The organism is Emticicia sp. BO119, assembly GCF_013912375.1.
In the GTDB taxonomy this organism is placed as follows: domain Bacteria; phylum Bacteroidota; class Bacteroidia; order Cytophagales; family Spirosomataceae; genus Emticicia.
In genome coordinates this window covers 1,536,207-1,551,377 of sequence record NZ_JACETV010000001.1, presented here as the reverse complement: position 1 = coordinate 1,551,377, position 15,171 = coordinate 1,536,207, and the positions used below count along the sequence as shown (strand labels likewise).

Genomic DNA, 15,171 nt, shown 5'->3' with positions numbered 1-15,171 from the left:
TAATCTGAGCTATTGAGTGAATCTATACTATTTACAAATGTTTGATTTTCAGTACTACGCCAATCTTCACAATATTACTGGACAGATTGTTTAATTTCCACAAATCTTCCAAACTCACATTATAGTTTACTGAAATCCTGAACAAGGTTTCATCTTTCCTGACTGAATGGTACAAAAAATTTCCTTGCTCCGTGGTTTTATCTTTTGATGGATTAGTAATTTGCTGAGCTATGAGAGGTGTGGTGTTAACTTCAGTTTCGGCCTTTCTCAAGACTGTAGACAAAGAATCTTTAGTATTAACACTTTTGGACAAAGTTAAGTTCTTTGTTTCTTCTTTCCTAATTTCTTGTGTCAAAGGTAAAGAATTTAATTCTTTTTCTTCAAATGTTAATCCCAACTCGCCTCTACTATTTTTCACTTCTGCTTCTTTACTCACCTGCACTTTACTCTTATCAACTAAAACGATTGTGTCAGTCTTCACAGGTTCTTTAGAAAAGACCTTTCCATTATCATTAAGTTCAGCATCGCTTTCAGTTCTTACAATCTCATCTATTGCCTCCAACTCATCTGGCATATTTATATATTCAACTGGTTTATTTTTAGGTCTGGTAGTCTGCAACCAGATAACCCTTCCTCTTTGTAAACGCTGAACTGTTTCAAATCTGTTATATTTGAGCAAACTTTCTAATTTAACACCATAAATGTAAGAAATACTCCATAATGTCTCTCCATCTCTCACAATATGAAACGGAACACTCGCTTTCGTACGCTTTTCCTCTAAATAATACACTTGACCTATCTGTAACAAGTCATTTTCTTTAATATCATTATATTCTACAAACTTTTTAAGCGGTATTTCTGCTTTATAAGCTAAGTTAACGGCATTATCACACATTTCAGCTCGTATCCCGTTCAGATTATTAATCTTGTAGAATACACCTCCTTTGTTTTTTGATTGCTTAGTCTCCTTTTTTAATAAAGGAAACCCCATATCTTTTGAAGGCACACCAGATTTTGCCGATAATTCCGTTAAGACGCGTATCTCACTAAATCGGCTTGTCGGTATTACAACTAATACCTGGCATTCAGTATCAGGTACATTTTTGGCAATTAACCAAGGATTAAATTCTTTTAATACTGTAAGATCAACTTTTAATTCTGCCGATATACGATTAAGACTTTTTCCCTTGCTATACGGGTACTCATATACGACTTTATGTATTTGTGGTTTAAAAGCCGGAAACTCCTGTTCTATAATAAGCTTATAAGCTAAAAATTGCAGTAATGCAATATACGCTGGACTATCTAAGGCAATATACTCATTTTCAGCATTTGACGAATTAACCCATCTCCTGTTTACCTCTAATTGATTTATTATTTTTTTGTGGGCAATTAACGAGTACAAAGTGGCTCCCCAATTATTATATAAAATGTTATTTCTTTTCAAACATAATGCTGCTCCTTTGGTGGCAACAATCAGGTGTTTTCGTTCGTCAATCTGTGAATTTACCAACAAGTCAACCTCTTCTGCTTTCTGTCTGTCTAAACACCAGAAAGTTTCCGATTCTGGTGTACCATTTTTTTCAATTGAAAATTGATATTTATCATAATTGACTAAAAACTTAAAATCATCCGGAACACCCTGACTCCTAAGAATTGGTTCAACAATAGGAAAGAACAATGTAGCTTTTTCTAATTTATTTAAAAGCACCTGCCGATTTGAAAGAATGTCTTTCATTTCATTCAGAATGAGGTACTTTGTCACATCATTCAACTGAAAAGTAACATTCGCAAATTTAACTTCATTTGGAACTACTGGGTTGTATGGGTTTATATCTCCTGCAAATGAATTATTGTTTAGCCAACAACCCAGTAGTAAATTCAAGTAAACAATATTTCTAAAAGCACGTAAGTCCATTTTTAGATTCACTGTTACTGTAAATGGGAGACACATGAGTATCCCCCATAACAGTTGATAACTTTACGTTGGGTTTGAGTTTGAACTTGCGTTCTCGCTATGGCCTACCTTTGTGTGCGGTTTAACCATTTTTTAAATTTAATTAGGAAAGCTTATTTTAAAATTCTGATGCTAAAGTAAAATACGCATTTGATATTTCCAAATGTAAACGCTATTTTTTTTTATAATTTCTATTAAAATTATTTTTTCAAAAAATAATGAAAACTATAAGAAAAAATATAACCTACTGAAAATCAATAGGTTATGTAAAATTTTTATTTTCTCCACTTTTTATATTGGTTAATAAGGCCATTTGTTGAAGTGTCATGCGAAACAACTATTGTATCATCTTGCAACTCAGGATATATTTTATTTGCTAATTGTTTACCAAGTTCAACACCCCATTGATCAAAACTAAAAATGTTCCAGATTACCCCTTGAGTAAAAATTTTGTGTTCATACATAGCGATCAGACTTCCTAATGTCTTAGGTGTAATTTTCTTTACAAGAATTGAGTTGGTAGGTCTGTTACCTAAGAAAACTTTATAAGGAGCAATTTTGTCAATTTCTTCTTGTGACTTTTCAGCTAATTCTTTTACCACATCATCTAAGGTTTTACCATTCATCAAAGCCTCTGTTTGAGCAAAGAAGTTTGATAACAGCATCTTATGATGTTCTCCTAAAGGATTATGTGATATAGCTGGAGCGATGAAATCAGCAGGAATCAATTTCGTTCCCTGATGAATTAATTGATAAAAAGCATGTTGCCCATTCGTTCCTGGCTCTCCCCATATGATTGGGCCTGTCTGATAATCAACCTTACCTCCTTTTCTATCTACATATTTACCGTTTGATTCCATGTCGCCTTGTTGGAAATAGGCAGCAAAACGATGCATATATTGGTCATATGGTAAAATGGCGTGAGATTCTGCTCCATGAAAATTATTGTACCAAATACCTAACAGAGCCAGAATAACCGGAATATTTTTTTCGAAAGGTGTGCTTTTGAAATGCTTATCCATTTCAAAAGCACCACTAAGTAAAGCTTCAAAATTATCAAACCCAATATAACAAGCTATTGATAGGCCAATGGCAGACCACAAGGAATACCTTCCTCCTACCCAATCCCAAAAACCAAACATATTGGCCGGATCAATTCCAAATTTTTCAACCTCTTTTTGATTAGTAGAGATTGCTACAAAATGTTTCTTTACAAATTCCTCATCCTGAGCAGTCCTTAAAAACCAACTACGTGCCGAATGAGCATTCGCCATTGTCTCCTGAGTCGTAAATGTTTTTGAAGCTACCATGAAGAGGGTAGTTTCTGGCGAAAGTTTTTTCAAAGTTTCAGCAATATGAGTACCATCAACATTAGAAACAAAATGCACTTTGAGTTTTTTTGCATAAGGTTTCAGGGCTTCAGTTGCCATCACAGGGCCTAAATCAGATCCTCCGATACCAATATTAACAATATCAGTAATTGGTTTATTTGAATAACCTTTCCAAAATCCTGAATTTACTTTTTCAGAAAAATCTTTCATTTTCGCCAGTACCTCATTTACTTCAGGCATTACATCATTACCATCAACTAAAATGGGCATATTACTTCTATTCCGTAATGCAACGTGAAGTACAGCGCGGTTTTCTGTCTGGTTAATTTTCACTCCTGCATACATCTGATTAATAGCCTCAGAAAGATTACATTCATGTGCAAGTTCAATCAGATAGGCCATCGTTCGACCATTGATATTATTCTTTGAATAATCAACTAAAATATCATTAAATTTCAGAGAATATTTTTTAAAGCGGTTTTTATCTTCAGCAAAGAAATCTCTAATTTGCTTTTTGCTGATGGTTTTATAATGATTTTTAAGTTTTTTAAATGCAGAGGTTTGAGTAAAATTTGTAGTAGGTAGCATAGTATTTTTACCTCCACTCCCTTGTAGAGGTCTTTATTTGATTAGTATATTTTCCTTTTAGGGATTAGGAATAAAATGTTATTTGATACAAATATCGTCTAAATGACTTTTAGAAGCTACAAAAACATTAAAATCTACATCGCCGCTGATACCATCAAGCCGCCCATTAGTACTATGTTGCCAGAGAATCAGATTTGAATTATCAAATCCCTCCAGTTTTCTACTTTCATAATCTGATATCCAGAGCGGATAATTATCAAAATTGCCTTTTATGTATTGACGATAGATATGCTTATTTGTATAAATAATGGGGTCGACACCATAATGGCTTTTCAGATGTTCAATAAATGTAGTTACATTAGCAACAAGTTTTTGCCTGACTTTTTTATTAAGCCCCTGAACTTCAAAATCAACTACAGGCACAAAATCCCCTCCATCAAGTGATACTGTATTAATAAAATTTCTGGCTTGCAAAACTGGATCAGACCAGGGTACATAAAAATGATACGCCCCTCTGATTAATCCTACTTTTTTTGCTTCTCTCCAATTGTTCTGAAAATCCTGATCTTTTAAGTCAGTTCCTTCTGTTGCTTTTATGAAGCAAAAAGTAACACCAACATTATCGTTACTGTTTTTTACCTTATGCCAGTCGATTTTCTTGTTGTGGTGCGACACATCGATACCATGAATTGTATAACGCAAAGGTACCTTTATACCAAAACTATCTACATAAGTCCACTTCTGTCCATCACTTACATAAACCGGATAAAGAATAATAAGCAAAATAACAATTAAAGCATATAAAGTCTTTAAATTGATTATTCGCTTTACTAATGGCTTTTGCTGATTGGCAGTATTTGTCAGGTTCTTTTTCTTTTTTCTCATTGACGCAATAGCGAAATCTTTTCGATTATTCTAATGCTAATCTGAAGGCAAATATTGTGCAAAAATAATCAAAAAATAAAAACCGGAAGTTTTTGCTCCCGGTTTTCTCTATAAAATCTAATGATGCAAGATTATTTATTTGGCTGTGGTGTGTATCTCAGATATGGCTTCACTACGTTTACACCTTTAGGGAACTTATTAATCGCATCTTCTGTAGAAACAGCAGGTACAACAATAGTATCATCACCATCTTTCCAATCTGCCGGAGTAGCAACCTGATAATTGGCAGTTAATTGCAAAGAATCAATTACTCTGAGAATCTCCTGGAAATTACGTCCGGTAGATGCTGGGTAAGTCAAAGTAAGCTTAATTTTTTTATCAGGTCCAATTACAAATACTGATCTTACAGTTGTTTTTTCAGAAGCATTCGGATGAATCATATCATATAAAGTAGCTACCTGGCGGTCTCCATCAGCAATGATAGGAAAGTTTACCTCAACACCATTTACTTCCTGAATATCCGGTACCCATTTATTATGCGAATCTAAATCATCAACAGAAACAGCAATCACTTTTACATTTCTTTTTTCAAATTCACCTTTTAATAACGCAGTTTTACCTAATTCGGTCGTACAAACAGGAGTAAAATCAGCTGGATGCGAAAATAACAATCCCCATGAATCTCCAAGCCATTCATGAAAATGGATAGTACCCTGGGTAGTTTCTGCTGTAAAGTCAGGTGCGATATCTCCTAATCTAAGTGACATAAAGTTTATGATTTAAATGATGAATAATATTTAAAACCTATATTAATCTACTGATTTAGTAGATAATAATATTATAATGATTCTCTTTTTGTTTTAGTTCCATATCGGAATAAAAATAGCCGCGAAAATTACAGAAATAAATCAATATTTCACAAAAAAAGAGACTTCACATGAAGTCTCAAGTAATACGTTTAAGATTTATTGAATTTGGGCCAAAGGTATTTTATCCTTATAATTCCAGAATGCTGAAACATTGACGATTTTCCATTGGCCATTTACTTTTTCCATCAGGCGAACCTCCTTGCTTTGCAGAAAGTACTTTTGATTGCGGTCGCTATTGTATTGATCCCATGTCAGATGTGCAGCGTTATTCCCATAGAATTTATAGCGTATATTTTCACGTTTTACTATGGGGTGACTATTACCTGCTTCTTCCTTTTCATTAGGATTCTCTTTAATAAACTTGCCCAAGTTCTTGTTAATGTTTTCCCAGCCTACACTGGCATCAAAAGTTCCATCGGCGTTACTCCAGGCCTGATATGCGTAGTCAGAGTGCGCAAATTGGTTTTGCCAACAATTATAATCTCTCTTGAAAAAACAATCAGTTTCGGATTGAATTACAGCCATAATTTCTTTTTTTTCTTTTTCGAGGTCATAGAAACCACTTTGAGAAGAATTGGCTGTCTGGCAGGCATAAGCAATTGCTGAAAGCAGCATAAGCGATAACAAATTCGTTTTCATAATTAGAAAAATTTTAAGAGTCTAAAAAATTTTATCCGCGAAAACTTACCAATACTGTATCACCATTCAATTATATGCTTAAATGTAAATTAACTATATGACAATTCAAAGTTTTATTTGATTTATTTTAATAATTATCAGACTTAATTCAATAATCATACATTAAGCCTTCGGTTAAGTGCTTATACTCAAATTAATCATTTTATCACAACAATTTTCTTCTCTAAAATACCTTCCTGCACGTAGATTCTGATAAAATATATTCCGTTTGGAATCAATCTTGGCAGGTAAAAACTTTTGGTTGATTCATTAATATTGTTTTCCTGAGTTAAAACCCTACCAATCGAATCTATCATTTCAAATCTCCAATCTGAAGCTAAGTCACCATTCAGTTTAATAGTAATACCGGCTTCGGCAGGATTTGGAGAAATAGTTACACTTATTCTTTCATCGGCATTCAGTTCCAATCCTGTAATTGTTGTTCCACCACCCGGATCAATAACAATATTTTTTTTACCCACTACTTTATCAGATAATTCATTCAGATAGCATTCCAGATTTGTATATCCTTCAACACCTGTAAATTTCTTTGATAACTGAAGGCCATTGTGATCCTGGACATTTGGATTCAGCCCATTTGCAGTTTCCCAATCATTTGGCATACCATCATTATCACTATCAATAGGGACACTTTGAGAAGTATCCGTCTGAAAAGCATCATTATAATAATCTGTACCATTAATGGGATTAGAATCGATTACATTATTTTTTAAGGGATTCATCAATCTTCTATCCATTGGATCTCTCGGAAAAGCTCCTACATTTTCGATTGCATAATTAACCAGCTGGTTAGAAACAGTATAAGCTATAGAAGGAAAATTATGCCGTGCACTTAAACGGGTAGCAATCCCCAAATCTGTATTCGGGGCACTTGTATTAAAATCATTACAGCAATAAAACAGCTGATAATCACTTAATGTCGGGTATAGATTCATGGTGTTTCCACTGGCAAATAAATGATTATTTGCATTACCCAATAAATCGGCTGATGCCAGTGGTCCTGTGTAACTGTTTCGCGCCACCGTTCTGTTATCAACAAAATTAAGATTCAGATGAAAATCACGACAGCCATCACCACCTGTTGTACAAGGGTTATACCATGTTTGTATCTGCTGATCCCAAAAGAGATTGTTTGAGACCTCAAAATTCAATGTCTTATTATGACAAAAAGGAGATTCACAAGAAAACTCAGGCATTCGTCCTCCGATCCTATTCCAGACATTATGATGAATACTGATATTGTCTTGTTCATGACCTGCTTCACTGTAATTCAGTAACATACCACCTAAAGAATAATGTTCTCCCAAAGTCTCTGCCAATTGGCAGTTCTGAACAGTAATATTATGAGAGTTAGATATCTGCACAGCTTCATCTATGGCATTCGCAAATGAACAATGATCGACAATGACGTTTGAAGCTCCGTCTAAACGTAGGGCATCATCCAGTACATAACCCTGATTAGGAAGATTGGTACCTAATTTTGGTCTTGAACGTAAATGTCGGATAATTATATTTTTGGAATTTGTATTGGTTTCATAGATTTCATCTAAAACGATTCCTCGAACAATTATGCCGCCAGGTGAGGTCTGACCTGCAATGTACACATCTCCCTGAAATACTTCCGCTGCACAGGGTATTACACCACTTACTTTGAACAATATATATTTCTTACCTACAACCTGCAAAGCAGCTGCTAACGACCCCGTACCACTACAATTAAGGTTGGTAACATAAATGACCTGCCCACCCCGGCCACCAGTAGTTGAAGCACCAAATCCCTCTGCCCCAGGGAATGCCGGAATTGTTTGGCCAGATAAATTACAAAAGATTAAGTTGAAGAGCAATAGTAAAATAATAAGTCTCATATCAGTTTTGGCTTGTAGCAAATTTTAAAGAAAGCAGTTGTTGTGTTCCAATCAATTTTCGATCCAATAAATTATTTTTTTTTAAAGCTTTTTCTTATTCAATAAATCTTTCAATATTCCACAAAACTCATACTAAATTGATTTAAATGCTTGGAAATTAACGCCAAAAAGTAGTAAAAAAACGTCTTTGTCAAGAAAGAAACCAAATACTTATCCTGAAAATCAGGATTTCTATATATTTGTAATATATTCTTGAAAAATTAGATATTTCAAAGACTCCGTTTAAAATTATGAAATGGCAATTAACATGCTTTCTTGTGATTCTGTCTCAGATTTTCTATACTGAATCTCATGCGCAGGATAATAGCTGGACTGTAAAAGGAAAAGTTTTGGAAGTTAGTAGAACTCCACTTGAATTTGTTAATGTTTATGTTAACAATACTTCTATTGGTACAACCACTAAAGTAGATGGTAGCTTTATTTTAAGAATTCCTAAAAGTATTCAAAAGATCGAATTAGTAGTTTCATTTATAGGTTATAATACGGTAAAAAAAGTGCTCGCACCTTATGAAATGAATAAAACCATTATCTTTCTAATGGAAACCTCAAATATGCTTAAAGAGGTTATGATTACCGCCAAAAGAGATAAAGACTGGAAAAAGAAATGGAGAATATTTAAAGAAGGATTATTAGGAGATTCTCAATTTACTTCTAATTGCGAAATATTAAATCCCGAATCAATCAGATTAGAGTATGATAAAGACAAAAATGTTTTAGCTACTGCTGATGAACCTATTTTTATTCAGAATAATGGATTAGGCTATAAAATTATGTTTCAGATGGAAACATTTATCTCAAATGGCAAATTGACCTTTTTTGCAGGAGATAAATTTTTTGAAAAACTAAAGTCAAAAGATGAAAGACAGGAAAATAAATGGAAAAAATTCAGAAAAAGAGCCTATCATGATTCTTTCAGAAATTTCTTAGTATCACTTAGTCAGAATAAATTAGAGGAAAATGGTTTTGAGATATTTCAGGAGTCTAATATAAAAGACGTGTACCTGGGTAGAACGACAGTGGCAAAAGACTTAAAAGATGGCACTATTTTCAAATGTAGGGCAGATTCAATTTGTAAATACGATAGTCTTACTAAAAGATATATACTTGGTTCCGATAAACCATTGATAATTTTCCTGCTTAATCATTTTAATCCACGACCTGTTTTTTCTGACTATCCTTATAAATTTTCACAGATTGTTATGACAAATGGCTCTATAGAATTTACTCATAACGGTTGGGTGACCAAACCAAACGGAATGATTTTAAGAGATTATTGGGGGAACGAAGGTTTTTCAAACCTTTTACCTGATGATTTTGAAGGTGAAGACTCCATTTTAGAAAAATCAACTCCTGAAAATTTAGCAAGTATATATGCCGAAAATGAGCAGAAATTCTGGTTTATCAATGGAAAAGTAACTGATGCAGATGGTATTCCTGTTGAATCAGCCGAAGTATTCGTAAATCATACAGAAAATGGTGTATCAACTAATAAAGAAGGAAGATTCACATTAAAAGTTCCTTCTGCCCTGCAACAACTTGAATTATTGACATATCATCCTAAATTTTACGTTTCGAAGGAAGCTATCAATGCGAAAGAAAACTCAGTTATTCATGAAATCAATCTAAAACCTGATAATTTTTCACTTTTAGGCGAAAAAAATAAAGACTACCAGAAAAACTGGAAAATCTTTTCCAGGACTTTATTAGGTGACCCAACAGAATTAGTCGGCAAAACACAGTTTACAGAAAGCTGCATTATTTCAAACCCCGAAGTAGTTAGTTTTAATTATGATGAATCAAAAAAATTAACCGCAAAAGCGGATAAACCTCTTTTTATTCTAAACAATGCTTTGGGGTATATAATGACTTACAAATTGAATCAGTTTGAAACTGATGGAAAAGAGAGTGTGGTTAAAGGAGATAAGTTCTTTAAGAAACTCACTCCTGTTAATGAAAAACAAGATTTACTCTGGAAAAAGAACCAGCAAAAAATTTATCAGGAAAGCTTAAAATATTTTCTGATTTCATTAAGCCAGAACAGATTAGAGGAGAATGGGTTTAAGGTATTTAAAATGAGAAAAATACTTGACTTATATGATGCGACTGTGACCGTGAAATCACAATTGGAGGATAGCTCCTTAGTAATTGGCAAAGCCAAGGAATTGTGCAAATTTGATGAGGAAACAAATCACTTTTATTTATATTCAGAATACCCTTTATTAGTATTCTTAACCAAAAGGACAGAAGCAGTAAGGCTTACTTTTAGGGATTATCCCTATAAACGTTCACAAATTGTTTTACCTAATTTTTATCTCGAATTTGCCGCAGACGGAACAGTCACAAACTATCAGAATGCAGAGATGAGAGATTTTTGGGGCAAAGAAGGCATTTCGAGTAGTTTACCTAATGACTTCTGGCTTGATCTTGAGAACCTAAATAGAACTAATTTCGAAGATATTGAAGTACTAAATCCAAAAAAATTAAGCCTTGATAGTACCAATCGGCTCTCTATTGCTGGTATTCAATTCAATCGTGCACAGATTGAGGTGCCCGATGAAAAAGTTTATGGAAGTGTTCTTACCGATTTTAATGTAAGAATCAATGAAATAGATATGAATCTTACAATCTTTGATTTGTTAAAAAGGATACCAGGATTAATTGCGAATCCTGAATTTGTTGGATTTCGTAGTTCAACAAGTTTAAAAGGAGGAGTTAGACCAGCAGCAATTTCTATAGATGGTAACTTTACTGATGACCCAAACCTGACTCTCGCTTTATTGAGTAGTATAAACGTAAGAGATATTGCTTCACTTGGTGCAATTAAATACGGCAATGCTGCTATTTACGGGGCAAGAGGTGGAAACGGAATAATTGTGATTACTACAAAGAAATAAAATTAAATAGTTGATGACACCCCAATACAAGTGAATTTATTACCATGAAAGGAATTATTCTGGCACTCTTCGTTATTTCAGGATTATATGCCTGTCATCCAGGTAAGCAGATAAGTAATAGTAAGGTATCTAATAAAGAAATATGGGTTTTCCTGATGGCAGGACAATCTAATATGGCTGGAAGAGGTTTATTAGAGACACACGATACAATTACTAATGATAGAATACTTACAATTGACAAAAACTTCCAGATTATTAAAGCCAGAGAGCCTATACACTTCTATGAGCCTAATCTTAAGGGTTTAGATTGTGGATTATCTTTTGCGCAAAATTTATTGAAAGGAATTGACAATTCTATTACTATTCTGATTATTCCGACAGCTGTCGGTGGAAGTTCAAGCAGGCAATGGCTTGGAGATTCTGTGCACAGAGGCGTGAAATTAATGACTAATTTTCGTGAGAAAATGGAATTCGCAAAAAAGCAAGGTATAGTAAAAGGAATCTTATGGCATCAGGGAGAAAGTGATGCAAATGCCAAAGCTATTCCTCTTTACAATGATAATCTAAAAAAAATATTTAGTATTTTCAGACAATATGCCAATAATGATACACTTCCGATACTGATAGGTGAATTGGGTAATTATTCTAAATCACCTTCAGAGTGGAATGCAATTAATGAGATCATCAGACAGTATGTAAAATCTGACCCTAATTGTTATTTGATTAACACAGGCGATTTAAAGCACAAAGGTGATTTTATTCATTTCAATTCAGACGGACAGCGCTTGCTTGGTCAGAGATTTGCCGAAACATACTTAAAATCAATGAGCAAAGCTAAATAGTTGCTTCATTGATTTTTTCTATTGGGTTCATTAAATAGGTTAATATATCATTATTTCTCTTAAGTTCAACAATCCTGAAACCTCTGTAAGCGGTACCCCAGCTTCCGCCTATATGCGAATCAAACAAATAGGGAATCCCATCTTTTATTTTTACACCTTCCTGGTCGTGGTCATGCCCGTTAAATACTCCTCTTACATTCTTATATTGTTTCATTAATTCCTGAAACTCTACGCAATCCACCCCATTCTCTGTCCATTTCACCGGTGTGATATGCACAAAGATGAATACGTTCTTTTTATTTTTATGCTCTTCCAATTTGTTTCTGAACCAACTGACATTCGGGCAAAGGTATTCACCTTTGATATTAGAAGTTGTACCAAATAAAAAAGCATTATCTTTCATCACCACGTCATAATCAAGCGGCATTTTCCAGGTTTGTTCCCAAATTTCCGGTGTTACTCTATCATGATTTCCCTGAGTAACATAATAAGGCATTTCAAGTTTATCTAAGGCTTGTTTTGAAGCCCGTAAAAATGAAGGATTATCATGAATTACATCCCCATTGAAAATACACAAATCTAATTTCCCCTTTTTATGTTGAAGATTGATCTGGTTGACTGCTGTATCGAAATACTGTTGAAATGCCGTTTTATCTTGTCCGTAATGTCCATCAGAAGCAACTACAAATCTGAGTCTGTTTCGCTTGGCAAATGATTCTGCGCTTAAGGCTGGAATAATACTTCCGTCTGCTAACAGGATAGTAGCTAAAGAGACATTTTTCAGAAAATCTCTGCGTTGCATAGGTTATAGGTGTTTAGTTTTTCAATTTTCAAAACTACATAAAATATTATTCTTAATTTGGGGAGAGATATTAAGATTGGATAAAAAATTTAAATATCATATTTCCCGAAAAATAATGACCGAACTTGAAAAATACATTAATTCTTATTTTGGCGTTGAGCAAGAAGACCTAATGCTTATTAGCTCCTTATTCATACACCAAACTTTAAAGAAAGGGGATTTTTATCTGAGAACTGGCCGGCATTGTGAAAAACTGAGTTTTATCAAATCCGGTATGCTTCGTATTTACATAACTACTGAAGACAGAGAAGTAACGCAATGGATTTCGACACAGGGTTATTTTATTACCGATCTTTCAAGTCTGGTTTTTGATAGTCCTGCCAGATGGACAATACAAGCCTTGACAGATGTCGAACTATATACAATCAGAAAAGATGATTATAACCAGATTGGTAATAAAATTTCGAAATGGCATTTACTTGAAAAACTTTTCATCGCCAAATGTTTTACTATGTTAGAAGATCGGATTTTCAGTCATTTATCTATGACTGCAGAAGAAAGGTATAATTTCTTTTTTAAGCAAAACAGAGAATTATTCAATCAGGTGCCTCTACAATATATAGCTTCAATGTTGGGTATGACTCCAGAAACTTTTAGTAGAATAAGGCGAAAGGCAATTTCTTGATTTTTGTCAAGAGCATGAATTTGTTTGTTGCTGAACTTTGTGTCATCAAAAAACAAAAACAGACAATTATGCAAACAATATTAGGAACTAACGGTGCAATAGGGATCGAACTTGCGAAAGCCTTAAAAAAATACACAAATGAGATTCGTTTGGTAAGCAGAAATCCAAAAAAAATTAATGCTACGGATACAATTCATCCGGCAGATTTAACCAATAAAGAAGAAGTTTTCAAAGCTATTAAAGGCTCTGAAATTGTTTACCTCACAGTTGGTTTTGAATACAAGCTAAGTGTTTGGCAAAAACAATGGCCTGAACTGATGCAGAATGTAATAGATGCCTGTATTGAAAATAATAGCAAGCTGGTATTCTTCGATAATGTATATATGATTGGAGGCGATAATGTTAAGCACATTACTGAAGAATCTCCTTTTAGCCCTACAAGCAAGAAAGGTGAAATACGTGCAGTTTTAGATAGAATGATTTTAAACGCCATTAAGGAAAGAAAACTTCAAGCTATTATAACCAGAGCGGCTGATTTTTATGGTGCAGTAAAAGACAGAAGCATATTAATGGAACTCGTTCATAAAAATTTGTCAGAAGGTAAAAAAGCACAATGGTTTTTCAATGCCAGGGTGAAGCACACTTTTACTTATACCCCTGATGCCGGAAAAGCAACCGCTATGCTCGGAAATACACCCGAAGCCTATAATCAAATCTGGAATCTACCAACAGACCATAATTCTTTAACTGGTGAAGAATGGATTCAACTATTTGCCAAAGAAATGGGCAAAAGTGGGAAATATCAGTTATTCCCTACCTTTTTGGTAAAATTGGCTGGCTTTTTTGTCCCGTTTCTCAAAGAAATTTATGAAATGCGATACCAATATGACAGAGAATACTTTTTTGATAGCAGTAAGTTTGAAAAGTATTTTAACTTTAAACCAACATCTTATCAGCAAGGGGTAAAGGAAATATTAAAAGCTGAAAGTTGAGAAAATAGACTCCAGAAAGACGCCTAATGAACAGCCCTCCAAAGGCTGTTTTTTATTTATAAAACATGTACGGTATCGGACAAGCCAACTGTACGATTTCGGACACTAAAATTTAAAAAAAACATCAAAATCACTCTGTTTTTATTCAGTTTTGGGCTTGGCATATCATTTGTTCAACTGATACAGACATGGAGCCGGTTTAAATTTGTTTCTTTCCTTCCACATAACTTATTTCGTCAGTTAATTTTATTTAAACCTGATTCATATAAAACCATTATGCGAAGAACCTATTTAGGGGAATTTGAAGAAATTGTTTTACTGACGGTCGCCATATTAGGCGATGGTGCTTATGGAGTAGCTATTACAGAAGAAATCGAACAACAAACGGGGCGTTCACTTAGTATTAGTGCCGTTCATGCAGCTTTAAACCGCTTAGAAGAAAAGAATATGTTAAGTTCTCATATGGGAGAGGCTACTGCCGAACGAGGTGGACGACGTAAACGATTGTTTTCAGTAACAACTTTAGGCAATCGCACCCTCGACGAGATTCGACTTTTACGCAACCGGATGTGGGATTCCATTCCACCGCAAAGTTTAGCTACTATAAGCATATAACACCACTGAATTTGCCTGAAGGCTTTATTCTATAGCTATTACTAAACATTACCCTTATAACCCATACTAATCTTTTCCCTCTCAAAA

The 15,171-nt window shown here is 34.1% G+C and carries 12 protein-coding genes; 5 read left to right on the top strand and 7 right to left on the bottom strand.

Annotated features, from left to right (window positions below):
* Positions 1-31: 31 nt before the first annotated feature.
* The 6 genes from H1R81_RS06630 to H1R81_RS06605 all read right to left on the bottom strand — a co-directional run bounded on the left by H1R81_RS06630 (position 32) and on the right by H1R81_RS06605 (position 8,194).
* On the bottom strand, positions 32-1,885 hold the full coding sequence (locus H1R81_RS06630) for a LysM peptidoglycan-binding domain-containing protein (protein ID WP_181839874.1): 1,854 nt from the start codon (positions 1,883-1,885) through the stop codon (positions 32-34).
* Positions 1,886-2,232: 347 nt separating this feature from the next.
* Positions 2,233-3,876 carry a glucose-6-phosphate isomerase gene (pgi, locus tag H1R81_RS06625; RefSeq protein ID WP_181839873.1) on the bottom strand — a complete coding sequence of 548 codons (1,644 nt, stop codon included), beginning with the start codon at positions 3,874-3,876 and terminating at the stop codon, positions 2,233-2,235.
* A gap of 78 nt (positions 3,877-3,954) precedes the next feature.
* Complete coding sequence (locus H1R81_RS06620; protein WP_181839872.1) at positions 3,955-4,761, bottom strand: glycoside hydrolase family 25 protein; 807 nt, start codon at positions 4,759-4,761, stop codon at positions 3,955-3,957.
* A 131-nt stretch (positions 4,762-4,892) separates the two neighbouring features.
* Positions 4,893-5,528 carry a peroxiredoxin gene (locus H1R81_RS06615; protein WP_181839871.1) on the bottom strand — a complete coding sequence of 212 codons (636 nt, stop codon included), beginning with the start codon at positions 5,526-5,528 and terminating at the stop codon, positions 4,893-4,895.
* A gap of 198 nt (positions 5,529-5,726) precedes the next feature.
* Complete coding sequence (locus H1R81_RS06610) at positions 5,727-6,269, bottom strand: hypothetical protein (RefSeq protein WP_181839870.1); 543 nt, start codon at positions 6,267-6,269, stop codon at positions 5,727-5,729.
* 197 nt (positions 6,270-6,466) lie between these two features.
* On the bottom strand, positions 6,467-8,194 hold the full coding sequence (locus H1R81_RS06605) for a T9SS type A sorting domain-containing protein (RefSeq protein ID WP_181839869.1): 1,728 nt from the start codon (positions 8,192-8,194) through the stop codon (positions 6,467-6,469).
* 290 nt (positions 8,195-8,484) lie between these two features.
* On the opposite strand from H1R81_RS06605, the gene H1R81_RS06600 reads away from it, so the two are divergent.
* Both H1R81_RS06600 and H1R81_RS06595 read left to right on the top strand, forming a co-directional pair.
* Positions 8,485-11,148: a carboxypeptidase-like regulatory domain-containing protein gene (locus H1R81_RS06600; RefSeq protein ID WP_181839868.1), complete on the top strand. Its 2,664-nt coding sequence runs from the start codon at positions 8,485-8,487 to the stop codon at positions 11,146-11,148.
* Between the two features lie 44 nt (positions 11,149-11,192).
* The gene (locus tag H1R81_RS06595) at positions 11,193-11,990 is read left to right on the top strand and encodes a sialate O-acetylesterase (RefSeq protein WP_181839867.1); all 798 of its coding nucleotides are present in this window, start codon (positions 11,193-11,195) and stop codon (positions 11,988-11,990) included.
* Here H1R81_RS06595 and H1R81_RS06590 read toward each other — a convergent pair.
* Entirely contained in the window at positions 11,983-12,792 is an 810-nt protein-coding gene (locus H1R81_RS06590; RefSeq protein WP_181839866.1) for a metallophosphoesterase, read from the bottom strand. The two genes, H1R81_RS06595 and H1R81_RS06590, sit on opposite strands and share 8 nt — an antisense overlap.
* A 115-nt stretch (positions 12,793-12,907) precedes the next feature.
* Between H1R81_RS06590 and H1R81_RS06585 the strand changes: the two genes are divergently transcribed.
* From H1R81_RS06585 to H1R81_RS06575, 3 genes are all read left to right on the top strand, one after another.
* A complete protein-coding gene (locus tag H1R81_RS06585; protein ID WP_181839865.1) occupies positions 12,908-13,477 on the top strand; it encodes a Crp/Fnr family transcriptional regulator in 570 nt (189 codons plus the stop codon).
* Between the two features lie 68 nt (positions 13,478-13,545).
* Positions 13,546-14,469 (top strand): NAD-dependent epimerase/dehydratase family protein, encoded by a 924-nt coding sequence (locus tag H1R81_RS06580; RefSeq protein ID WP_181839864.1) that lies wholly within the window; start codon positions 13,546-13,548, stop codon positions 14,467-14,469.
* A 276-nt stretch (positions 14,470-14,745) separates the two neighbouring features.
* Positions 14,746-15,084: a PadR family transcriptional regulator gene (locus H1R81_RS06575; RefSeq protein ID WP_181839863.1), complete on the top strand. Its 339-nt coding sequence runs from the start codon at positions 14,746-14,748 to the stop codon at positions 15,082-15,084.
* The last annotated feature ends 87 nt before the right edge of the window (positions 15,085-15,171 follow it).